This window comes from Flavobacterium flabelliforme (genome assembly GCF_017948675.1).
Classification (GTDB): Bacteria; Bacteroidota; Bacteroidia; order Flavobacteriales; family Flavobacteriaceae; genus Flavobacterium; species Flavobacterium pygoscelis.
Map to the genome: position 1 here is coordinate 45,332 of NZ_JAGFBU010000009.1, position 24,091 is coordinate 69,422.

Annotated in this window: 20 protein-coding genes; 5 read left to right on the forward strand and 15 right to left on the reverse strand. The window is 31.7% G+C overall.

Annotation, left to right across the window (positions count from 1 at the left end; translation table 11 throughout):
• Positions 1-101 precede the first annotated feature (101 nt).
• Positions 102-1,124 carry a quinone-dependent dihydroorotate dehydrogenase gene (locus tag J3S90_RS15295; protein ID WP_210646904.1) on the forward strand — a complete coding sequence of 341 codons (1,023 nt, stop codon included), beginning with the start codon at positions 102-104 and terminating at the stop codon, positions 1,122-1,124.
• On the opposite strand, the gene J3S90_RS15300 is transcribed toward J3S90_RS15295, so the two are convergent.
• Both J3S90_RS15300 and J3S90_RS15305 read right to left on the reverse strand, forming a co-directional pair.
• Positions 1,107-1,817, reverse strand: a complete 711-nt coding sequence (locus J3S90_RS15300; protein WP_210646905.1) for a DUF3307 domain-containing protein — start codon at positions 1,815-1,817, stop codon at positions 1,107-1,109. The two genes, J3S90_RS15295 and J3S90_RS15300, sit on opposite strands and share 18 nt — an antisense overlap.
• A complete protein-coding gene (locus J3S90_RS15305; protein WP_210646906.1) occupies positions 1,814-2,425 on the reverse strand; it encodes a hypothetical protein in 612 nt (203 codons plus the stop codon). The genes J3S90_RS15300 and J3S90_RS15305 overlap by 4 nt, the downstream gene beginning before the upstream one ends.
• A gap of 172 nt (positions 2,426-2,597) precedes the next feature.
• On the opposite strand from J3S90_RS15305, the gene J3S90_RS15310 reads away from it, so the two are divergent.
• Positions 2,598-3,461: a hydroxymethylglutaryl-CoA lyase gene (locus tag J3S90_RS15310; protein WP_210646907.1), complete on the forward strand. Its 864-nt coding sequence runs from the start codon at positions 2,598-2,600 to the stop codon at positions 3,459-3,461.
• 226 nt (positions 3,462-3,687) lie between these two features.
• Here the strand turns inward: J3S90_RS15310 and J3S90_RS15315 are convergent, their stop codons facing one another.
• Positions 3,688-6,189 (reverse strand): cation-translocating P-type ATPase, encoded by a 2,502-nt coding sequence (locus J3S90_RS15315; RefSeq protein ID WP_210646908.1) that lies wholly within the window; start codon positions 6,187-6,189, stop codon positions 3,688-3,690.
• A gap of 161 nt (positions 6,190-6,350) precedes the next feature.
• On the opposite strand from J3S90_RS15315, the gene guaB reads away from it, so the two are divergent.
• On the forward strand, positions 6,351-7,823 hold the full coding sequence (gene guaB, locus J3S90_RS15320) for an IMP dehydrogenase (RefSeq protein ID WP_210646909.1): 1,473 nt from the start codon (positions 6,351-6,353) through the stop codon (positions 7,821-7,823).
• Positions 7,824-8,365: 542 nt separating this feature from the next.
• On the opposite strand, the gene J3S90_RS15325 is transcribed toward guaB, so the two are convergent.
• The 7 genes from J3S90_RS15325 to J3S90_RS15355 form a co-directional block, all read right to left on the reverse strand.
• On the reverse strand, positions 8,366-9,133 hold the full coding sequence (locus J3S90_RS15325) for a carboxypeptidase-like regulatory domain-containing protein (RefSeq protein WP_188051657.1): 768 nt from the start codon (positions 9,131-9,133) through the stop codon (positions 8,366-8,368).
• Positions 9,134-9,221: 88 nt separating this feature from the next.
• Positions 9,222-11,150 (reverse strand): DEAD/DEAH box helicase, encoded by a 1,929-nt coding sequence (locus J3S90_RS15330; protein WP_188051656.1) that lies wholly within the window; start codon positions 11,148-11,150, stop codon positions 9,222-9,224.
• A gap of 204 nt (positions 11,151-11,354) precedes the next feature.
• Positions 11,355-11,933, reverse strand: coding sequence for a non-canonical purine NTP diphosphatase (locus J3S90_RS15335; protein ID WP_210646910.1), 579 nt, complete (start codon positions 11,931-11,933; stop codon positions 11,355-11,357).
• A 151-nt stretch (positions 11,934-12,084) separates the two neighbouring features.
• Positions 12,085-12,774 (reverse strand): RluA family pseudouridine synthase, encoded by a 690-nt coding sequence (locus tag J3S90_RS15340; RefSeq protein ID WP_210646911.1) that lies wholly within the window; start codon positions 12,772-12,774, stop codon positions 12,085-12,087.
• Positions 12,775-13,015: 241 nt separating this feature from the next.
• The gene (gene panB, locus J3S90_RS15345) at positions 13,016-13,834 is read right to left on the reverse strand and encodes a 3-methyl-2-oxobutanoate hydroxymethyltransferase (RefSeq protein WP_188051653.1); all 819 of its coding nucleotides are present in this window, start codon (positions 13,832-13,834) and stop codon (positions 13,016-13,018) included.
• A gap of 322 nt (positions 13,835-14,156) precedes the next feature.
• On the reverse strand, positions 14,157-14,657 hold the full coding sequence (locus J3S90_RS15350; protein ID WP_210646912.1) for a hypothetical protein: 501 nt from the start codon (positions 14,655-14,657) through the stop codon (positions 14,157-14,159).
• 518 nt (positions 14,658-15,175) lie between these two features.
• A complete protein-coding gene (locus tag J3S90_RS15355; RefSeq protein WP_188051650.1) occupies positions 15,176-16,636 on the reverse strand; it encodes a TonB-dependent receptor in 1,461 nt (486 codons plus the stop codon).
• 94 nt (positions 16,637-16,730) lie between these two features.
• Between J3S90_RS15355 and J3S90_RS15360 the strand changes: the two genes are divergently transcribed.
• Both J3S90_RS15360 and J3S90_RS15365 read left to right on the forward strand, forming a co-directional pair.
• Positions 16,731-17,495, forward strand: coding sequence for an MBL fold metallo-hydrolase (locus tag J3S90_RS15360; protein ID WP_210646913.1), 765 nt, complete (start codon positions 16,731-16,733; stop codon positions 17,493-17,495).
• A 13-nt stretch (positions 17,496-17,508) separates the two neighbouring features.
• Positions 17,509-18,015 carry a hypothetical protein gene (locus J3S90_RS15365; protein WP_188051648.1) on the forward strand — a complete coding sequence of 169 codons (507 nt, stop codon included), beginning with the start codon at positions 17,509-17,511 and terminating at the stop codon, positions 18,013-18,015.
• Positions 18,016-18,072: 57 nt separating this feature from the next.
• Here J3S90_RS15365 and J3S90_RS15370 read toward each other — a convergent pair whose 3' ends face one another.
• From J3S90_RS15370 to J3S90_RS15390, 5 genes are all read right to left on the reverse strand, one after another.
• Positions 18,073-18,723: an alpha/beta hydrolase gene (locus J3S90_RS15370; protein ID WP_210646914.1), complete on the reverse strand. Its 651-nt coding sequence runs from the start codon at positions 18,721-18,723 to the stop codon at positions 18,073-18,075.
• Positions 18,724-18,769: 46 nt separating this feature from the next.
• Positions 18,770-19,096 (reverse strand): hypothetical protein, encoded by a 327-nt coding sequence (locus J3S90_RS15375; RefSeq protein WP_210646915.1) that lies wholly within the window; start codon positions 19,094-19,096, stop codon positions 18,770-18,772.
• Positions 19,097-19,100: 4 nt separating this feature from the next.
• A complete protein-coding gene (locus J3S90_RS15380) occupies positions 19,101-20,354 on the reverse strand; it encodes a dihydroorotase (protein WP_210646916.1) in 1,254 nt (417 codons plus the stop codon).
• 31 nt (positions 20,355-20,385) lie between these two features.
• On the reverse strand, positions 20,386-22,314 hold the full coding sequence (locus J3S90_RS15385) for a BatA domain-containing protein (protein WP_210646917.1): 1,929 nt from the start codon (positions 22,312-22,314) through the stop codon (positions 20,386-20,388).
• Positions 22,315-22,558: 244 nt separating this feature from the next.
• Positions 22,559-23,911: a DEAD/DEAH box helicase gene (locus J3S90_RS15390; RefSeq protein WP_210646918.1), complete on the reverse strand. Its 1,353-nt coding sequence runs from the start codon at positions 23,909-23,911 to the stop codon at positions 22,559-22,561.
• Positions 23,912-24,091 lie beyond the last annotated feature (180 nt).

Here is a 24,091-nt window from a genome sequence, read left to right on the forward strand (position 1 = left end):
GATCATTTTTTAGCGTTTAAAAAATGATTATATAAATTGTTTTGCAAATATTTATTTATCAAAGAGATAATTCTATTTTTGCACAACACAACAACACTATCATGTATAAATTAATTATTCGTCCTTTTCTTTTTTGTTTTGATCCAGAAAAAGTTCACTATTTCACTTTTTCGATGATTCGATTTCTGTCTAAAATACCAGGCTTAACTTCTGTTTTTAAGTCAATTTATTTAGTTGATGATAAGAGATTAGAGACAGAGGTCTTTGGATTAAAATTTAAAAATCCTGTAGGATTAGCAGCGGGTTTTGACAAAGATGCTAGTTTGTACAGTGAATTATCTAATTTTGGTTTTGGCTTTATTGAAATTGGAACGCTTACACCCGTTGGACAAGAAGGAAATCCTAAAAAACGTTTGTTTAGATTGAAAGAGGATTCGGCAATCATCAATAGAATGGGGTTTAATAACGGTGGCGTGAAAGAAGCCGTAGAACGATTGAAAAAAAATAAAGGTGTTTTGATTGGAGGAAACATTGGTAAAAATAAGTTGACTCCTAATGAAAATGCAACACAAGATTATGAAATTTGTTTTGAAACACTTTTTGATTATGTTGATTATTTTGTAGTTAATGTAAGTTCTCCAAACACACCAAATCTAAGGGCTTTACAAGACAAAGAACCGTTGACTGAATTGTTGCAAACGTTGCAAAATAAGAATTTAGCAAAGCCAAAACAAAAACCAATTTTATTGAAAATTGCTCCCGATTTAACGAACGAACAATTGCTAGATATTATTGATATAATCAATCAAACTAAAATAGCAGGTGTTATTGCAACAAATACGACTCTTTCTCGCGAAGGATTAACGTCGGTAAATAAAATTGAAATGGGTGGGTTATCTGGAAAACCTTTGACAAAGCGTTCAACAGAAATTATTCGTTTTTTATCTGAAAAAAGTAACAAATCATTTCCTATAATTGGAGTAGGAGGGATTCATTCAGCTCAAGATGCTATAGAAAAACTAGAAGCTGGTGCAAGTTTAATACAATTGTACACTGGCTTTATTTATGAAGGTCCTGCTTTAGTAAAAGCAATTAATAAGGAAATTTTAAAAAGAAAATTCTAAACTCAATTGTACTAGGATTCCAATTAGTAAAGCAATGCCAAAACTCAATAACGTTCCAATTAGTACGTATTCAGTTAGTTTTCGGTCTTTGGCTTCTTTTAAATCACCAAATCTAAAAATTGATTTTGCAGCCAATAAAAAACCAATTGCTTCAAAATGACCTGTTAATATAAAAATTAAAATAAAAAGACGCTCGAGAATGCCTATGTAGTTTCCAGCATTTTGTAGTGATTTATCTTTGCTTTTATTCTCTGGTGTCCAGATAGAAATAATATTTTTTATAATTATCGATGTAGGTTTGGTGAGAAAAAATACAGCAGTAATTACGATCCAAAATTGATTTCCTAGCGCTTCGAAATTTACACTAGTTTTAGTATAACTAAAGGCAATAACCAGAATTAGTATTGTGTTTAGGCTCTGCTCTACTGTAAACCAGTTTCTTTTTGTTTTTGATGTTTGATACTGTAGTTTTATAATAGCTACAAACCCGTGAATAATTGCTAAGATTAGGGCAAACCAACCAAAAGAAAGTTCTCCAACAAAGATCCAGGATAGTATAAAATGCAGCGCAATATCTAGATAGAAATAAAGGCTTTTGTGCTTTTTATGCTCTTTGACTTTTATCCACGAATTGGGTTGTAGTAAAAAATCAGTTATGAGGTGTGCTAAAATTAATTTTACAAATACAATCATGCTGTAAGGGTTTTAATTTTTTTTCTAAAATAGCGATCTACTTGAAGAACTAGTTCGTAATTAGAACGCTTTTGTCTTCTGCTCACAGCAGCTTGATTTATACCTAATTTAAAACCTATTTCCTCTTGAGTGGCAGTTGGATTTTGAATAGCAACTAGTATAAAAGTAGCAGATTGCTGAAGCCAATTGTCCATGAAAGATAAACTTAATTTTAATATTAAATTTAATTCTTCGTCAAAAAGGGAATCATTTGAATTTACAATTAAGTTTATTTTTTGTTTTTTTAAAATTTCAAATTTTTCTCCAGAGCGAATAAAAGCAGTTCCGTTGCTTTCTGTTATTTTTTTTGATGTATAGGTTTTATTTCCAAATCCGATGCTCATTCTCACATCTAAACGAATCGACTTAAAAAAAGCTTTAATTTGAAATGCTATTAATAAAGCCTCTTCAGGATTTTTTATTTCCAACTGAAACTCATCTCCACGATAAATTTCCCAATCATTTGGAGTTTTTCCAAATTGGGATAAAAAAACTTTTAGATCGTCCATCCATTTCTGAGATGGGAGTTTTCGTGAATTGATAATATCGGCAGTAAGTATTGCAATCATATTTCAAATATAATTTAAAAATTTAAATTATATTACATAAATAAGTAATATTTTAAATTATTACCTAAAATTGTAATACTTATATTTATTACTTAAAATTGTAATATTTTTTTTTTGTTAATACGATAAAACGATTTCGTAAAAACAATTTCTTTAGTATCTTTGGCTGCCTATGAAACCAATAAAAATTATAGAATGTCCACGTGATGCAATGCAAGGCATCAAACCGTTTATTCCTACTGAGAAGAAAGTAGCTTATATTCAATCTTTACTACGTGTAGGTTTTGATAGTATAGATTTTGGTAGCTTTGTTTCGCCTAAAGCGATTCCTCAAATGCAGGATACTGCGGAAGTTCTAGCACAACTAGACTTATCTCAAACTCAAAGTAAATTATTGGCTATTATTGCTAATACTCAGGGAGCAAAATTAGCTTCTGAACATGCTGAAATACGTTATTTAGGTTTTCCGTTTTCAATTTCTGAAAATTTTCAGATGAGAAATACACATAAAACAATAGCAGAGTCATTGATTACGCTTCAAGAAATTTTAGAAATTGCTGCTAGTGAAGATAAAGAAGTGGTGGCTTATTTGTCAATGGGTTTTGGAAATCCTTACGGAGATCCCTGGGATGTGGAAATCGTGGGCGAATGGACTCAAAGATTAGCAAATATGGGAGTTAAAATTTTATCACTTTCTGATACAGTAGGAAGCTCTACTCCAGATGTGATTTCCTATTTATTTTCAAATTTAATTCCTGCTTATCCGGAAATAGAGTTTGGAGCTCATTTGCATACCACTCCTGATAAATGGTTTGAAAAAATTGATGCTGCCTACAAAGCAGGTTGTCGTCGTTTTGATGGTGCGATTCAAGGTTTTGGAGGTTGTCCTATGGCTACTGATGATCTAACAGGTAATATGCCTACGGAGAAATTATTATCCTATTTTACCGCTCAAAAAGAAATTACTAATTTGAGTCCGATGAGTTTTGAAAGTTCCTATAATGATGCTTCAAAGTTGTTTGGTGAATTTCATTAGAAATATAATTTTCATATAAAGTCTTTTTCTCTATAACTCCGATTGAAAACGCTGTTTGTTTGCGTGCTTTTTTATTTTCTTTTATATATTTTTAAAATAAAATGGAACTATCGTTTTAACTTAAAGTTTAGCAGAATACTTATCAAAATTATTTTATAATCTCAATCCATATGCGGTTTTAGACTCTATTTTTGATGTTCGTAATTATTCAATAAGTAATAGCTATTTATAATATTTCATTTTTTTTCCTTTTAAATACTTTGTAAATTTCTATCCATAATACTGATATCGAACCTACTAAAATACTTAATCCTATTTGTAGACCAGAAAGGCTTTCGAATTCGAAAAAGTTGGCGAATAAAGGAATGAAAAGTAAGCAAGCTGTTGTTACAATAGTGGTAGAAATAATCAGTAAAACCAAATTATTTTTATAACGCAATGTTGTAAAAATGGAGTAATAAAAAGAACGGTTGGTAAGGGTTAAAAAAATGTTTGCTGAGATTAAAGTTATAAAAACCACAGTTCTAGTAGCGGCTTCAGAAAACGTATTGGTTACACAATACTGATAAACAAACAATAAACCAATTGTTATAACGATTCCTTGTATAATGCTAATTGTGATTTCTTTGAGTTTAAAGAAAGTATTTGTAATTGGCCTTGGTTTGAGCTGCATCAAATTGCTTTCCATTGGTTCGTTTTCATAAATTATAGAGCAAGTTGGCCCCATAATTATTTCTAAAAAGATAACGTGTACAGGAGAAAAAATATTAGGATAAATCCATCCCAATGCTAGTGGAATGAAAACTATTAATATAATAGGAATATGTATTGAAATGATATACTGAATTGCTTTTTTTAGATTGCTATAAATTTTCCGACCCATTGCAATGGCTTCAATCATTTTAGAAAAATCATCATCAATAAGAATTAGATTTGCGGCTTGTTTGGCAATTTCAGTACCTTTTTTTCCCATAGCAATTCCGATATGAGCTGATTTTAGTGCGGGCCCATCATTTACGCCATCTCCAGTCATTGCCACAATTTGATTATTATCCTTTAATGCTTTAATGATTTTTAGTTTTGCTTCGGGAAACATTCTGGTAAAAATTGATGTTTCCATTACTCTTTTTCTTAGAGTTGTTTCGTCCATTGCCATTAATTCATCTCCGTTTAATGTTTGGTCGGCATTTCTAAACCCAATTTGCTTGGCAATTGTGGCGGTTGTTTCTGCATTGTCGCCAGTCACTATTTTTATTTGAATACCAGCTTTATATAAGGTTTCGAATGTTGCTTTTATATTTGCTTTAGGAGGATCGTAAAAAGCTACTAATCCTTTAAAATCAAAAGTGAATTCTTGCTGTTTTTTTGGATAATCAGTGCCAATAAATGAAGCAATTCCAACTCCTAAAACACGATAACCTTCTAGAGCCATTTTTTTCATCGCTGCTAATATGTCTTTCGTTTCTTTTTCAGATAAGTTTGACGTTGCTATTAAAGCTTCTGTAGCGCCTTTAGCCGCAATAATTCGGGTTCCTTTAAAATCCTCGAAAACATGTGTCATCATTGGAGGTTTACCATCTAATGGATATTCGTGTACTAATTTAAAATTAGGTCGTTCGTCTGTTACTTCTAATTTTGAATAGGCATCATGAAGCGCTATTTCCATGGCATCATAAGGAATGGGTTCGCTTGCCCACATAGCAATAGTTAATAATTCAATACTATTTGGATCTGTATAATTTTCTTTTATATGGTTGTCGGATAAAGAGTAGCACTGCGCTAGAGTCATCCTGTTTTCTGTAATCGTTCCTGTTTTGTCTGTGCAAATTACATCGGCACTTCCTAATGTCTCGACCGTTTTTGTCTGTTTTACAATAACTCCTATTTTCATTAATCGCCAAGAACCTAACGCCATAAAGGTGGTAAAAGCCACTGGAATTTCTTCTGGAATAATACTCATCGCTAACGTCAATGCTTTTAATAAGCTGTCAAGAAGCATTTTTGAATTGTAATAGTTAATGATCCAGACCAAAATGAAAATTCCTAAACCTACCAGCGACATTTTTTTTACGAAGCTTCCTATTTGAACTTGAAGCGGTGTTTTCTCTTCGACTATAGCTTCTAAACTTTGACCAATTTTACCTAACTGAGTTTGGTTTCCAATAGCAATTACTTTGCAAATTGCTAAACCACTTGTAACAATAGTTCCAAGAAAAACAGAGTCATTATTTGTATTTTCATTTTTGAACACTGCCATTGATTCCCCAGTGAGAATAGATTCGTTAACTGCAAAATCATTAGATTGAATAATAGTAGCGTCGGCAGGAATAAATGTACCTTCTTCAGTTTGGATCAGATCACCAATGACAATCTCTTCGCTCGGAATTTCTGATGTTATGCCGTTGCGAATGACCTTGCTTTTAGGTTGCGAAAGTTTCTTTAAATCGTTAATGGCAGATCTACTTTTAGATTCCTGATATAGCGAAATGGCAGAAACTAATAAGATAGCCATTCCCATAAAAATACCGTTGCCGTAATCACCAGTTATAAAATAAATACTTGTTGCAGTAAGTAATAATAAGAACATTGGCTCTTTTATCATTTCAAGTACGGAGTTCAAAAAAACATTCTTTTTTTGTTGAATAATAGTATTTGATCCAAATTTTGTTCTAGATTGTACTATTTCTTCATTTGAAAGACCTTTGAATTGCTTTTTTATTTCAGTCATTATAAATAAATATATTGGAGAATGGTTTAGAATTACGGATGAGAATTTTTGTCAAATAATTGACTTTGAATTGCAAATTAATTAATTATTCTAAGATTTAACTGTTTTTTCGCTTAAGATTGTCTATATTTGCACGCAATTAAACTCCAACTACAATTGCAATGATCGCACACAACTCTAAAATTATCGGTGAAGGATTAACTTACGATGATGTTTTATTAGTTCCTAATTACTCAAATGTGCTTCCTCGCGAAGTGAGTATCAAATCAAAATTTTCTAGAAATATAACGCTTAATGTTCCTATTGTATCTGCTGCTATGGATACAGTTACTCAGAGCGCAATGGCAATAGCTATGGCTCAAGAAGGAGGAATTGGTGTACTGCACAAAAATATGACTATAGAGCAACAAGCGGCTAAAGTTAGAAAAGTAAAACGTGCAGAATCTGGAATGATTATCGATCCTGTTACTTTACCATTAACTTCGACTGTTGCAGACGCTAAGAATGCGATGAAAGAATTTGGAATTGGTGGTATTCCAATTGTGGATGATAACAAAATTTTAAAAGGAATTGTTACGAATAGAGATTTGCGTTTTGAAAAAAATAGTTCAAGACCAATTGTTGAGGTAATGACTACTGAAAATTTAGTTACTGTTCCGGAAGGAACTTCACTAGAACAAGCAGAAATTGTTTTACAAGGACACAAAATAGAAAAATTACCAGTTGTAAATGATAAATATGAATTAGTTGGTTTAATTACCTTTAGAGATATTACCAAACTAACTCAAAAACCAAACGCCAATAAAGATAAATTTGGACGATTAAGAGTTGCTGCTGCGTTAGGAGTTACTGCTGATGCCGTCGAAAGAGCAACAGCTTTAGTTAATGCTGGAGTTGATGCTGTAATTATTGATACTGCTCACGGACATACAAAAGGAGTAGTAGACGTTTTGAAAGCGGTAAAAGCTAAATTTCCAGAATTGGATGTTATTGTGGGTAATATCGCTACTCCAGAAGCGGCCAAATATTTAGTCGAAAATGGTGCTGATGGTGTAAAAGTTGGTATTGGTCCAGGTTCAATTTGTACTACTCGTATTGTTGCTGGTGTAGGCTTTCCTCAGTTCTCTGCCGTTCTTGAAGTAGCTGCGGCTATCAAAGGAACTGGAGTTCCTGTAATTGCAGATGGTGGAATACGTTACACAGGTGATATTCCTAAAGCGATTGCTGCAGGTGCAGATTGTGTAATGCTAGGTTCATTGCTTGCTGGTACTAAGGAATCTCCTGGGGAAACTATTATTTTTGAAGGAAGAAAATTTAAATCATACCGCGGAATGGGATCTGTTGAAGCAATGCAAGAAGGTTCTAAAGATCGTTATTTTCAAGATGTTGAAGATGATGTAAAGAAATTAGTTCCAGAAGGAATTGTCGGTCGTGTTCCTTATAAAGGTGAATTAAACGAAAGTATGCAGCAATTTATTGGTGGTCTTCGAGCAGGAATGGGATATTGTGGTTCCAAAGATATTCCTACTTTGCAAGAAACAGGTCGTTTTGTTCGTATTACTGCTAGTGGTATCAACGAAAGTCACCCTCATAATGTGACAATTACTAAAGAAGCTCCTAATTATTCAAGGTAAATTTAAGCTCAAAATATTAAAAAGGCTGTTAAGAGTATTCGAACTCTAAACAGCCTTTTTTATTTGTAATTAGTCTCTTTTCGGAGCATTTTTCTTATCTCTTTTTTCTTCTTTCTTTTCCTTTGCTGTTTTTAAAGGCTCTTTTTTCGCAGTTTTCTTTGCGTCTTGACTTTTTGCCATGATAATAGATATTTAAAATTAGTTCTTGTTATGTAAGTAAATATATGTAATCTTTTTTGATTTTGAAACTGAATTACTTTAAAAAGACCTTTTCTTTATCTAATTAGTATAAGTCTTTTTCTGTTTCGGAATTTAATGATTTATTTTAAAATTGTACAAGATGAGATTTAATTTTTACTTTTATAAAGTACATTATCCTTACAAAGAGATTTTTTTTTAAAAGTAGTTTTTTAATCACCATAGCTCTAAACTGGCATGGGATTTTTTTATTGGAGAATTGTAATAACTTGAATTTCTATCAAAAAATAATTCCTCAACTACTTAGTGTAATTGAGGAATTATTTTAAATATTTAAAATCACTTTATTTTTTCTTTAATACTTTATATTCTTCATAACATCCGCTAATAGCATCCATAATTTGCAAGTCATTAGCTGTTTGTATGAATGATTCGGAGTAATTACAGCGTTGTAAAATTTCGGCTATTTCATTTTTATCTACTCCTAATAGTACGGCAATCATTTCTCTATCAAATTTAGATTCTAAAAGATTACGAACTGTATCGTCTTTCTTCATTTCTTTAAGTTTCTTAAGTTCTTTGGGGTTTTTGCCAAAAAAGTTATAAAGAACATCTGCAGGGTTAAAGATAGATCCTAATACCCTTCCAAAGGCATTTGGAGAGTATTCTCCCGCCTCATATCCTTGACTAAGTCCAGAAATACTATATCTGAAATTTTCTTTAACAGGAATGATTTTAGTGTCAACTTCTAGATAACCTGTTAGGTTAAAAGGGCGTATTACTACTTCCTCTAGCGCTATGGCTTTTTCTGTTAGTTGTATTTTTGTGCTTTTATTTTTTAACCAGTCATTGGTAACTCGAACACGAAGGGATTGAAATCCTAAACTCGTAATGTGTAAGGTGTCATTTACTTGCACATCTAGCTCAAAGTAACCGCCTAAATCGGTAGTTGCTCCTCTTACTTTATTTACATTAATGATGTTAACGCCTACTAAAGGTTCTTTAGTCGTATTACTGATTATGATACCATTAACTTTCTGGGAGGGTTCTTTAACTTGCGCAATGGCAGTTGAGGAAAGTACTAAAAAAAAGAAAACTACAAAATATTTCATATGCTAATTTAAAACTTTAAAAGTAATAAATCAAGATTGAATATTTTGTAGTTTCCTTATATAATTATAAGAAGATTAACAATGCATGTTAGTCTCTTCTTGGTCTTCTTGGTCTTGGTGAATCACCAGATCCTTCAGAACGTCTTGGAGCTCTATCAGAAGAACCTTCCGTTCTAGGTCTGTCCGATGTAAAGCCACCTTCTCTTCTAGGAGCAGATGAACTTCTTGGTCCGAAACCACCTTCTCTTGGAGCTGAATTTCTATCACTTCTAAATCCACCACCTGAAGAACCTTCTCTTCTTGGTGCAAAACTACCTTCTCTTCTTGGAGCAGCACTTCTTGAACCACCAAAACTTCCACCTGAACTTCTTCCATTGTGATCACGTCTTCCGCCACCATCATTTTTAGAAATTTCAACATTGATTCTACGTCCTTCTAATTGTACGTTGTTCAATATTTCCATTACTTTATCCGTGTGTTCTGGATCTGTGTTAAAGAAAGAGAAACCTTCTTTTACGTCTACTTTGAAAACGTCATCACGACCTAAGTCTAATGTTTCTTTCAAGTAGTCTTTTAATGACATCCAATCAAAGTTATCTCTAGAACCAATGTTCACGAAATATCTTGTTGCGCCACTATTATTGTTCTCTCTTGGAGCTCCATCTCTATCATCACGCTCGCGTCTTTCGCCAGATTGAGAAGAAATGTCTCTGTTTTTCTTGTAATAATTGATAAAACGGTTAAATTCTACCGATACCATTTTCTTGATTAATTCCTCTTTCGATAAATCTTCAAGAACGCTATTAATTGCAGGTAAGTAGTTGTCAATTTCGTGATCAACTTCAGTATCTTTAATTTTTGTAGCTAGGTGTAACAATTGAATTTCGCAGATTTCAATTCCAGAAGGGATTGTTTTTTCTTCGAATTTTTGTTTGATGATTCTCTCGATAGAAGAAATCTTACGCAATTCACTTTTAGTAACAATTACAATAGAAGTTCCTAATTTACCAGCACGACCTGTACGACCTGAACGGTGATTGTACGTTTCTATTTCGTCAGGTAATTGGTAATTTACTACGTGCGTAATATTGTCAACATCAATTCCACGTGCAGCAACGTCAGTAGCTACAAGCATTTGGATTTGTCTTCCACGGAAAGATTTCATTACACCATCACGTTGCGCTTGAGATAAATCTCCGTGCAAAGCAGCAGCGCTGTATCCATCTTCAACCAATTTTTCGGCAACAGCTTGAGTATCACGTTTTGTTCTACAAAAAACTACTGAGAAAATGTCTGGATTAGCATCAGCTAAACGTTTCAAAGCTTCGTAACGATCACGTGCATTTACTAAGTAAAATTCGTGAGAAACTGTAGCTGAACCTGAATTTTTAGCTCCAACTGTAATTTCAATTGGGTCTTTCATGAATTGTTTTCCAATGCGTGCTACTTCAGCAGGCATTGTTGCAGAGAACAACCATGTGTTTTTGTCGTCTGGCGTAGTCGAAAGGATGTTTACGATATCTTCGTAGAAACCCATGTTCAACATTTCGTCAGCTTCGTCAAGAATACAATAGTTAATTTGAGAAATGTTAACCAATCCTCTATTAATCATGTCTTGCATTCTTCCTGGAGTTGCCACAATAATTTGTGCACCTCTCTTTATGTCTCTCGCTTGTTCTGTAATGCTAGCTCCACCGTAAACTGCTACCACATTAATACCTTTTTCGTATTTAGAGTAGTTTTTAATTTCGTTGGTAATCTGCAAACACAATTCACGTGTTGGAGATAAAATTAATGCTTGTGTGTTTCTGTTGTTAGCATCAATTTTTTGGATAACTGGAAAACCAAAAGCTGCCGTTTTCCCTGTCCCTGTCTGAGCCAACGCAACCATATCTGTATCTTTTTCCAATAATAGGGGAATCGCTTTCTCCTGTACTTCGGTCGGACTTTCAAATCCTAGATCTAAAATCGCCTTCAGTAACGATTCACTCAATCCTAATTGTTCAAATTTATTCATATGTATTTTTAAAATAGGGTGCAAAATTACTGTTTATAATTCATATAAACTAATGCTATTTTAAGAATTAATGATTTATTGTGATTTGATTATCAGAATGTTAGGATTTTATTTAAGAATTGGTATTTTTTATTTACTCAAATTTAAGTGAAATTCATGCTTTGAATAGGATATTATGTTGTAAAAAACCTATTTTTTGCCTACTTATTTGATTCCTATTAAAAATTTAATCAAATCTTGGGTTGCTTTTCCTCTGTGACTGATTTCATTTTTTATCTCTAAAGATAATTCTGCAAAAGTTTCTGTATATCCCAATGGGCGAAAGATAGGGTCGTATCCAAAACCTTTGTTTCCAGTTTTTTCTAAAGTGATTTCTCCTTCTGCTATACCTGTAAATAATTGTTGTTTACCGTTTATGTTTAGTGCAATTACGGTTTTAAATTGTGCTTTTCTATTATTTTTATCCGATAAATTGTCTAATAATTTATTCATATTATCTTCAGAACTCCGCTGCTCTCCGGCATATCTTGCAGAGTAAACACCTGGTTCCCCATTTAAAGCGGAAACTTCAAGTCCTGTATCATCAGCAAAACAATCATACCCATATTTTTTTGTTACATAATCCGCCTTCAGGATAGCATTCCCCATAATGGTATCTGCGGTTTCTGGTATTTCTTCTAGGCAACCAATGTCTTCTAGACTAAGAATTTGAATGCTTTCGGGAAGCATACTTTGAATTTCTATAATTTTATTTTTGTTGCTGGAGGCGAAGACAATTTGCATATTTTTACTATTGAAATTTTTAACTTTCAAATATACATTTTTGGATGTTAGATTTTGGGTAAATCATCCCAGAATCCATTTTTAAATTTAAACTTTTAAACATCAATTTTATAATAGTAGTAAGTTGAAGTTTAAGTTCATTTTTTTAAAATTATAATGCTTTCCAAAGTACTTCATCTGGAGTGGGAGCAATGATAATTGTATTTTCTTTAGTTACTGGATGAATAAATACTAATTTTCGAGCGTGTAGATGAATACCACCATCAGGATTACTTCTATCAAAACCATATTTTAAATCCCCTTTTATTGGGGAACCTATTGCAGACAGTTGTGCCCGTATTTGATGATGTCTTCCCGTATGAAGATTAATTTCTAAGGCAAAATAATTAGTGAGTTCCTTTATGATTTTATAATCTAAAATAGCTAATTTACTATCAGGAACTTCTTTTAAATGTGCTTTTGAACTATTATTTTTTTCGTTTCTTTTTAAATAATGAGTCAATTTATCTTCAGCGATCAAAGGTTTGTTTTTGACAATGCACCAATAGGTTTTTTGAGTTTCTCGATTACTAAATAATTCGTTCATCCTTGTTAGTGCTTTACTCGTGCGAGCAAAGACGATTATGCCTGATGTAGGACGATCTAAACGATGTACAACACCTAAAAAAACTTCTCCCGGTTTATTGTATTTATCTTTAATATATTCCTTAACCACATCAGATAATGGCTTGTCTCCTGTTTTATCGCCTTGTACGATATCACCAACACGTTTATTTATAACGATAAGGTGATTGTCTTCGTGAAGGATTTGGAGATTTGATTTATTTGATATGATTTTCATTTATTTTTAGATTTTGGGCTTTTTTAGATCGGTTTGTTAAATTTAAATCTTTATTAATGCTTGTAATTTTTTATAAATTTCAACGGTTCTTTCTGAATAAAAACTATTACAGAAGCGAAAATTATTTGATTTTTATTTATTGTAGATAGTTACCTAAATATAAAAACTGAATTAGACGATGTTTAATTCAGTTTTTATAAAATTACATTATTAAAAAGATTTTTACTCTTATAGAGGTATTTTAATATTGCTCGTTAGCGTTAGGGAAATCACTCGATTTTACATCAGCAACATATTGCCCGATAGCGGTTGTCATTCCGTCATATAAATTCATATATCTTCTTAAAAAACGAGGGCTAAATTCATTATTCATTCCTAACATGTCGTGAATAACTAATACTTGACCGTCTACACCGCCACCAGCGCCAATTCCTATTACAGGTATCGATATACTTTTGGCCACTTTTTCGGCTAAATGTGCTGGAATTTTTTCTAATACTAATGCAAAACAACCTAATTTTTCTAATAATTGAGCATCTTCCAAAAGTTTATCTGCTTCTTCCTCTTCTTTTGCACGAACAGTATAAGTACCAAATTTATAGATAGATTGTGGTGTTAAACCCAAATGTCCCATTACTGGAATTCCTGCATTCAATATTTTTTTAATCGATTCTTTAATTTCTTTTCCACCTTCCAACTTTACAGCATGTCCACCGCTTTCTTTCATAATCCTAATTGAGGAGCGCAATGCTTCTTTAGGATCTGATTGGTAACTTCCAAAAGGTAAATCTACAACAACCAATGCTCTCTCTGTAGCTCTAACTACCGAAGAAGCATGATAAATCATTTGGTCTAAAGTGATAGGTAATGTCGTTTCATGTCCAGCCATAACATTTGAAGCCGAATCGCCTACAAGAATCACATCAATCCCTGCAGAATCGACGATTTTTGCCATGGTAAAATCGTATGCAGTTAGCATAGATATTTTTTCTCCATTAGCCTTCATTTCAATGAGTGACTTCGTGGTAATTCTTTTATAATCTTTTTTTGCGACAGACATAGTTCCTATTTTAAGTGTGTAAAGGTAATCAAATGTATATTTTTTGTTGAAAAATGTAAAATTATATTTTATATAAATACAAGCTTTTCTTAAATTAAGAATTTAGAACAGCAAATGGCTATGATAATGGAGATTTGATTTAAATGAGTTTCAAAATTCTAATTTCTAATAGGTTGTTTTTAAGCTAAAAGTATGATTTTTTATTGTTTTAAATGTTTTAAAAATTTGTAGAATTTTACGCTTAAGTTTTAAAAAATAAAATTCTAGTTTGTTTCTAAAAGTCAATTACTTTATCTTCTATAATCTGTTATAGGTAGTGTTACTAATTTATTTGTAGCAAATTTACATTTGCATCATCTGTTTTATCTACTATAATTGCAAAATTAGGAATGGTTGTAAAAGTTTGTTTTTTGCCTTCAATTTTTTTAAATTTTAATGTTATTCCTGCTGTTGAATCACGTTCTAAGCTAACTATTTTTAATGAAGTTTCTAAATTAGTCTCTGGCAAAACAAGAGCGATTACATCTTGTTTAGAGAAATCAATTGTGGTTGGCTTACCATTTTTGCCCATAGTTGTTGCCATACCAAAAATAGAGTTGAATTTTTCTAAAGTTTCAATTTTTGGATGCTCTAGTTTACCTGCATTATTTTTCACAAAATAATTTTCGGCGATTTGATAATCAATAGAATTTGAATTTAAATCGGAACTCATTTCTTCTTTTAAAGGTTCTTGAATTAGTGAAGAATCTGTTTTTTGTTTGCTTTGACAAGCTGCTAAAATTATTGTACTAAAAGCGATGGTTAAAATTATATTTTTTTTCATTTGATTAGTTGATTTTTATGATTGTCTTCTGTATTGAAGAGTTGTAAAATTTAGATTGAAGTTATTTTATTCGAAATTAAAAGAATATTAAAAGGGCGATCTTTATTAACACACTAATTGTGCTACATATACTTTAAAGCATAATTCACGGTATATATTTTTGGTAATAATAACTTTAGTTTCGAGTGAAATTATTTTCTCTAAACTTTGTTTGAAATTAAATTAAGCTTTTAGCAAAAATTTCCCGTTAGGATTTAATTTTTCACAAAATTTTTACGCAACATCAGACCCATAAAAAACGTAAAAAAGATAGTATTTATTAAGAATTTCACCCAATTAAATTCTTTTAAATCATAAAGATCAAATGCAGCTTGTAGAAGCGCATATAATAGACCACCTAAGAATATTGTTTTTAGTATTTTTAAATTTTTTTCTTTCATTTGTTATTTAATAATGTGATGATACCATAAAAAAAATCCTTAATTGTTAAACAAATCAAGGATTTCAAATTTTATTAATTAACTAATTTCTTTAAGAACTTTATTTGGATCATATCCAAAAAGTTGATGTTCTTTTATTATCTCAGCAATACCGCTAGGAAGCATAGTTTCCCAACCTGGTTTGCCATTATTTATCATATTCAAAACTTCACGGGAGAAAACATCAAGGATGCTTGCATCGTAATCATTTATGTCAACCACTTTGCCATTGAATTTAAAGAATTTGTATAATTCTTTCATTCTAGGATGTACTTTTAAGTTTTCAGAATTAATAATTTCACCATTTTCATCAATCATTGGATACAAAAAGACTTTCATATCACGGTAAAATAATTTTCCAAAAGCTTCTAAAATTCCACCGCTCAAATGACGGTAATATTTCTCATCAAAGATGTCAATTAAGTTGTTTACACCCATCGCCAATCCCATTCTTGCTTTTGTGTAATTAGAGAAATATTCTACAACCTTGTAGTATTCTTGAAAATTAGAAATCATTACGGTTTGTCCTAGAGAACAAAGTAATTCTGCACGATCCATAAAATCTCTTTCGTCAATTTCACCATCAGAACGAAGATTAGAAAGTGTAATTTCAAAAACTACCAAGGTATTTTCTTTTTCTACTTTATTCTCGTTCAAAAACATTTTTAGTGATTTCTCATACATGTCCATGTTTACTTTTGTAACCGGACGGAAACTACCTCTAAAAGCGAGTATGTTTTTTTTGTATAAAATAGCAGCAGGCAAAACATTAATCCCATCAGGATTAAACATAACGGCATCAGTCATTCCGTTTTTTACCAACTGTAAACTCATCAAACGATTGTCTACATCTGCAAAACGAGGACCAGAGAAATTGATAGTGTCTATTTCTAATTGGTCTTTGTCTAAATGATCGTATAAGTAGCGCAACAAACGTTTTGGATCGTTGTATTTGTAATAAGCACCATATATCAAGTTTACACCAAGAATACCAAGTGTTTCTTGTTGCAAACGTACATCTGTTTCCTTAAATCGAATGTGCAATATAATTTCGTTGTAATCTTCGTCTGGCTCAATTTGATAGCTAATACCAACCCAACCATGTCCTTTGAATTGTTTTGCAAAATCAATAGTAGCAACTGTATTAGCATAACTAAAAAACATTTTGTTTGGATGCTTTTCTCTACTTAAACGTTTTTCAATTAGATTTACTTCATGAGAAAGCATTTTTTTAAGGCGGCTTTCAGTTACATAACGACCATCTTCCTCTATTCCGTAAACGGCATCACTAAAATCTTTATCGTAGGCAGACATTGCCTTTGCAATAGTTCTAGACGAACCTCCAGATCTAAAAAAGTGTCTTACGGTTTCTTGACCAGCTCCGATTTCTGCAAAAGTTCCGTAAATATTTTCATTCAGGTTGATACGTAGGGCTTTATCGTTTACTGAAGGTATTTGTTCGATGATTCGATCACCTTTTAATTTTATTTCTGTGTCCATTTTATTTTAATATGGCTAATATGTTGCAAAGTTAATGAAATAGCATTCTAATGAAAGAGAATTAATCCTATTTTTGTAAATAAAATCAAGAAGTTTGAAGGTATATTTTTTAGGAACCGGCACCTCACAAGGTATTCCTGTTATTGGCAGCGACCATCCCGTATGTAAAAGCAAAGATTTTAAAGATAAAAGGCTAAGAGTATCCATTTGGATTTCTTGGGATAATTTCTCTTATATCATAGATTGCGGACCAGATTTTAGGCAACAAATGCTTACTTCTAATTGTAGTAAAGTAGACGGAATTTTATTTACTCACGAGCACTCTGATCATACAGCAGGAATTGATGATATTCGTCCTTTTAATTTTAAACAAGGCGAAATACCTATTTATGCCAACCAAAGAGTTATTACTAACCTAAAAAGTCGATTTTCGTATGTGTTTGAAACGGTTAATAAATATCCCGGAGCGCCATCGGTAGCGACAAATGAAGTTATTAATAATCAACCTTTTTCTATAGGAAATAAAACTGCAATTCCCGTTAATGTAATGCACGGAAATCTTCAAGTTTTTGGTTATAGAATTGATGATTTCGCTTATTTGACCGACGTAAAAACGATTGAAGAGAGCGAAATTTTAAAATTAAAAAATTTAAAAGTGCTCGTTATAAATGCTTTACGTGAAGAGCCTCATGATACGCATTTCAATTTGAAAGAAGCCTTAGATTTTATAACTTTGGTCCAGCCAGAGAAGGCTTATCTTACGCATATTAGTCATGTTATGGGATTTCATGAAGACGTGCAAAAAAGTCTTCCAGAAAATGTTTTCCTTGCTTATGATAATTTAGAAATCACATTATAATCCAATTCAAAAAATGAAAAAATCATTATTTCTCTATCTAACGATTCTTGGTGTTCTAACAGCTCTTTTTACTTATATGTTTTTAAGTAAAGAAGTGAAATATGAACAAGATAGATATAAAAAAACTACTGCAAAGCTGAGAGACAGTATCAATCTTGTGACTACTAAGTTAGCGGATGCAAATTACTTCTCATTAGAAAATAATGAAAATGCACAAAATTATTTTGACTCTGGTAGTTCTAATAAAACTATTGCATATGAAAAATTAATTCCTGTTGTTACCGAGCAATTATTAGATTTTAATGCTAATCCAAAAGGGAATCCTTATACAGGTCAAGATCAAATTGGAGCGAATAAATTTATTATCAATAAAGTCAAAATATTAAACCACAGATGGATAATTGCTGATTTTAGTGATGGTGATATTTGGGGTGAAGTTTTATTGAAATATTTCGTGAATAATGATGAAACTATTTCTTTTGAAGTAAATCAGTCTTTGTTGTATCAAAAACAGAAGTAATTATCACTTAAGGCAGTTTTCAGAAATAGCTTCTGAAAACTGCAAATTTAAGATTATTTATTGCTGCTCTAAAAGCCAGTTTTTGAAATCATAGAAATTTTGTGGTGCCACTCCGTGACCAATCGGATATTCTTTGTAGGTAACTTCAATTCCTAAATTCTCTAGTATTGCTGGTGTTTTTCTCGCCCAATCAATTGGAATTACTTGATCTACAGTTCCATGAGAAGCAAATATTTTTAAATTACTAAAATTATTTTTAAGGTAATCTTCTGCTACAATATCTAAATTCAAATATCCACTCATAGCCACAACTTTCTGCACTTTTTCTGGATAAGAAAGCGCTACAGCATAGCTTAAAATAGATCCTTGGCTAAAACCAATTAACGACACATTTTGCGCATCGATTGGGTAAATCTGAATTAATTCATCTATGAATTTTGCAATCAAATCTCTTGATTCTTTAGCCTGATCGTTGTCTGAAAACTTATTTTGATCTGCATCAAAATTGATGGCATACCAAGCATAGCTTCCATATTGCATGTCATAAGGGGCACGTGCTGAAATGATATAATAATTTTCAGGAAGCTCTTCTGCAAAAGAGAATAAATCGGCTTCATTACTACCATATCCATGAAGTAAAAGTAAAAGTGGATTTTTATCTAGTTTTACTTTCGGCTCACGTATTTTAAATTCTAAAGATAAACTCATTTTTATATATTGATTTGACAAAGATTGTGTGCTTTGAAATTGAAATTTAGGATATATTTGATAGCCATTTTTGGAAATAGGTTCCTAGCAAAGGAACGGGTTTTGTTTCTCCTTTTATAGCACTCGTGATGCCATAAGACCAAAGTACTAAAACAAATATCCACATAGGAGCAGAAATCATTAAGCTATCAAAATTACTGATGATTAATCCCAATGAAATAAATGTTAATGTTAATCCCAAACCTTGACGAATATGAAAGGAAGCAAATGCATTCTTATCTTCAGAATTCATTGACATAGCTATAAAAACACCAATACCTAAAATATAGCTTGTTATTGCTGCTGTTTTTCCTGTTTCTGTAGTATTGTTCATTATTTTATGCTAAAATTAATTTTTGTTGGTTTAGAATTCCGTAAACTTTTCCTTTTATTTGGGTACCTAAAAAAGCAGAATTCTTAGATTTAGAAAGAATGGATGATTTTGTGAAAATACTTTCTGTTTCTGGGTTAAATAAAGTGAGATTTGCTGATGATCCTTCATTGATGGTTTGTATTTCGATTCCAAAAGTTTCTTTTCCAGCAGTTAATTTTTCAATTACAATTTCTAAAGGTAAAACAGTCATCAATGCGCCGAAAGCACTTTCTAAACCAATTGTTCCACTTTTTGATCCATCAAATTCCATTTTTTTATGCTCAATGTCGATCGGATTATGATCTGATGTAATCATGTCAATTGTACCCTCAGTTAGTCCTTTCAACAATGCTATTCTATCCGTTTCTGTTCGCAATGGTGGTGAAACTTTGTATCTCGTATCGAATTCTTCAAGTTTTTCGTCAGTCAAAACTAAATGGTGTACTGCAACACTACAGCTTACTTTTAGCCCATTTTTCTTTGCTTCTTTAATTAATTCAACCGATTTTTTTGTAGAAACTGTTGGGATGTGTAATTTTCCTCCAGTATATTCCAGTAAAAATAAATTTCTTGCTATTTGTAATTCTTCGGCTAGATTTGGAATTCCTTTTAGGCCTAAACGAGTAGAAACAATTCCTTCATTAGCTACTCCATTACCTTTGATGTTTTCATCTTGAGAAAAAGCGATAGTCAAGCCATCAAAATCTTGTACATATTGCAATGCAATTTTTAACAAGTTAGCATTACTTAAACTTTTATTGTAATCACCAAAAGCGACTGCTCCCGCTTTTTGCATATCATACAACTCTGCCATATCTTTTCCTGCACTTTCTTTTGTTAAAGCACCAATAGGATAAAGTTGGGTAGCAAATCCAGTTGCTTTATTTTTTACAAAATTAACTTGGGATTGATTGTCAATAATAGGGAATGAGTTGGGTTGCAAAGCAATTGCGGTAAAACCACTTTTAGCCGCTACTTGAAGTCCATTAGAAATCGTTTCTCGATCTTCGTAACCTGGTTCTCCTAGTGAAACACTACTGTCAAACCAACCTTGTGAAACGTGCAGATTATCTAATTTTAACTCTTCTAGTTGTTCTAAATTCGGAATTGAGGTTCCTATTTTCTGTATAAAACCATCAACAATTAAAATATCTACAGTCTTATTGTGGAAAGGACTTTTTGAATCGATAATTTTGGCGTCTCTGATGATTAATTTCATAGTTGTATTTTAATTATTTGAGCTTGGATTTCTATTTTACGAATCTTATTATAGCCATTTCTGTAAATAGAAATAACAATGCAAAGATAACAAACCATTTCCAGATTTGATTGTCTGTGCGATCAGTTTGTAAAGTGTTAAAAAGTGATTTTATAGATTCGAAATTTTTGTATTCTGATAAAATATTTTCAGTAGCTGGAGTCAAATCACTTTCAGTTCTACCATAGTTAAAACTGATATTTTCTACCCATTCTTTTTTATTAAATACAGCAAAATTCCCTGCTTGTTCTGGATAGTCTCCAAAACTCATTTTGACTTTATTATTAAGTATTTGTTGCGTTGGAATAAACTGTTCTTCAACCCCTTTTACGGTTAAAATAGCATCTTTATTTAAGATAGTCTCTGTTATATGTGGATTGTTATTTCCTATTGTTAATGCAGTAATGCCATTATTATGGTTGTACATTGCCATCTTGTAAAAAGTAGGTACAATAAGTGGTGATTGCTGAAAATTAGAGTTTTCAATAGAAATAGGTGCGGCAAAAACAGCTACTTTTCCAATGGGATTATTAGTTGAAGTTAGAAAAATGCTTTGGTCTTCATACGACAACGCAGCAGGGTACGAACTTGATAAATTAAAAGTCTTTTTTGTTTTTGGATATTGAAAATTAGCTACTTTTTTTTCAAATACACTATTGTATATTGGATGATTAAAATTGATTTTAGTAATCTGTTTTTCTGTGTTTTCTAAAGCATTAAATTTTAGATTGCCAAAATTGGTTGCCAATAAATTTAAATTAGAAATAGAACAGGAAGCAGAAGGAATAACGATTAAGTTTCCTCCTTTTTCTACAAAAGATTTCAGTGTAGTGATTAATGCTTGTGGGATTTCATCGAGTTCATTTAGAACGATAGCATCTTGTTCCTCTAGTTTATTGTAATCTAATGCGCTTAAAGTAGTGCTGATGAAATTGAATTCATCAGCAGTATAAATTCGAGATAGGAAATTGTTTTTCACAGCTTCTCCGATGCTGATTACATTCGTTTTTTTAGCTTTCGAAATGCTGAAATATAAAATATTATCATATGATAAACCCTTGTCACTAATAAAAACATAGCCATGAAAAGCCTGTTTTGGAATGGTAAAATTTATAGTTTTTTTCGGTCTGTCTAATGTTACAGTTGTTTTAGCAATTAGGGTTTTATTGTTGTATAAGGAAATAGGGGTAGGATCAAATTTATCACCATAGGTAGATAATTGAATACCAATTTCATAGAATTGTTCTACTGTTTTATGGATGTAAACGCTGTCAATAGCAATATTGTTTTTTAGAACTGCTTTAGGGATTATGAAATGTATATTGTTGTCTAAATCTATATTTTTAAGGTTCTTTTTATCAATTCCAATACCGTCTGTGATGATTACAATATCCTTTTTAAAAGCTGATTTATGTGCTTTTAATTTTGCCATTATATTATCCAATTCAAATGGAGTTGCACTATATTTCAAATTTTGTAAAGAATTGCGAATCGATTTAATATCGGTATTCCAAAAATTTTCTGAAGCAGTAATTAAAGAGAAATTGACGTTTTCAGGTGTTTCTTCTAATAATTCTTGTACCGCTCTTTTTAGTAATTCGCCTTTCTTCCCTTTGGCTTGCATGCTAAAAGAATTGTCTAAAATGATATATAATTCATTATTTGCGTTTTTGCTGTCTTTTGATTCGTAAAAGGGTTGTGCAAAAGCAATTATAACGAAAGTAAGTACTAATAAGCGACAGGCTAGAAGTAACCATTTTTTAATTTTAGAACTTTTTCTAGTTTGTATAGAAAGTGCTTTTAAGAAGCGAACATTTGTGAAATATTCTTTTTTAAAACGACGCAGTTGAAATAAATGTACCAAAATAGGAACAATTAACGCGAACAGAAAGTATAAAATTTCGGGATGTTTAAAATGCATTCTTACGTTGTGTTTGCCTCATTTGTTTTTCAATTCAATTCAGTGAACTGAATTTCATCAGCCAAAAATACAAATTACTTTATAGTTTTAGATGAAGTTGTTTGAATATTTATAGTCTTACTAAATTGCTATTTTTATAAATAAAACAGGATAGTATATGTCATTATTTAGTACTAATATTATAAAAAAATAGGCAAAAATGATTTCCATTTTTGCCTATAATAATTTAAATCTAAGAATGATTTTATTTATTTTTATCTTTTCTTTTCTTATCTCTCGTTTTTAGCATGTTTCTATTAACAGAGCCATGTGTTTTTTTCTTAGTTACACCTGGTCCGCCAAGATTCACTTTCTTGTTCTTTTTACTTTTTTCTTGAAATGCACCATCACCTTCCAGTTTTTTCTTTTTCATCAAAAACTTAATCGGTTGTCGGTCTTTTTCAGGTTCGATTAACTTTGTTGAAATCTCCACTGTTTCAGGAAACTCTTCAATAGTTAATTCCATATTCATTAATACTTCAATCTCTACTTTATATTCTTCTTCACGCGGCGCTATAAAACTTATTGCAGTTCCTTTAGCATCGGCACGACCAGTTCTACCTATTCTGTGCATATACAATTCAGGTAGTTCGGGCATTTCAAAATTGATGACATGTGTAATATTAGAAATATCTAAACCTCTTGCCATAATATCAGTAGTGATCAAACCACGTAAATTACCTTCTTGGAAGGAAGCCATCGTACTCAAACGATAATTTTGTGATTTATTAGAGTGTATCACTCCAAATTGATCTTCAAATTCCTCTTCTATTCGTTCTTGAACTAAATCGGCAATTTTTTTATTATTTACAAACACTAAAACACGACTCATGTCTTCGTTGTTGTGTAAAATATGTTTTAAAAGATTTATTTTAGTATTAAAATTGGGAGCTTGGTAGGTGATTTGTTTGATGTTTTCTAGCGGTGTTCCCGATGCAGAAAGAGTCACTTCTTCTGGGTAATCAAAATAATCATTCAAAATGGCATCTACTTCATCGGTCATGGTTGCCGAAAAAAGTATGTTTTGACGTTTTTTTGGCATCATAGCCAAAATCGAAGTCAGTTGCGTGCGGAAACCTAAATTAAGCATTTCGTCAAATTCGTCGATTACTAATTTTTGCATTTCTTCAAAACGGATTACATTATCCAAAGTTAAATCCATGATTCTTCCCGGTGTACCTACAAGGATATCGCAACCAGTATAAACTGTCGTTTTTTGAGTGTTAATATTTACACCACCAAAAATTCCAATAGTCCGAACGGACATGTATTTTGTCAATTTCTCTACTTCTTCAACCACTTGAACTACAAGTTCACGTGTAGGCACTAGAATTACTATTTTTGGAGTGTGTCCAGGCGTAAATTTATATAGTTTTAATAGTGGTAATAGGTAAGCGAATGTTTTACCAGTACCCGTTTGAGCGATTCCCATCATATCTCTTCCGGACATAATCACCGAAAAAGTTTTTTCCTGAATAGGAGTAGGAGTTGTAAATCCTAAATCATCGATTGATTTTTGTACAGATTTAGGAAGATTGAATTGCTCAAAAGTAGTCATTTGCTTAAATTTTTTCCAAAGATAGTGTTTTTGAAAGTAATGCTCAAAATCAATAAAATTATCTGAATTTAGAGGTTATATCCATTTTTAAAGTCTGCTAATTATTTCATTAAATACTTCTTTTTGACAGTATGCAATTAAAGTCTTTTTTTTGAGATTTTATCTGAATGTAGATTGCGA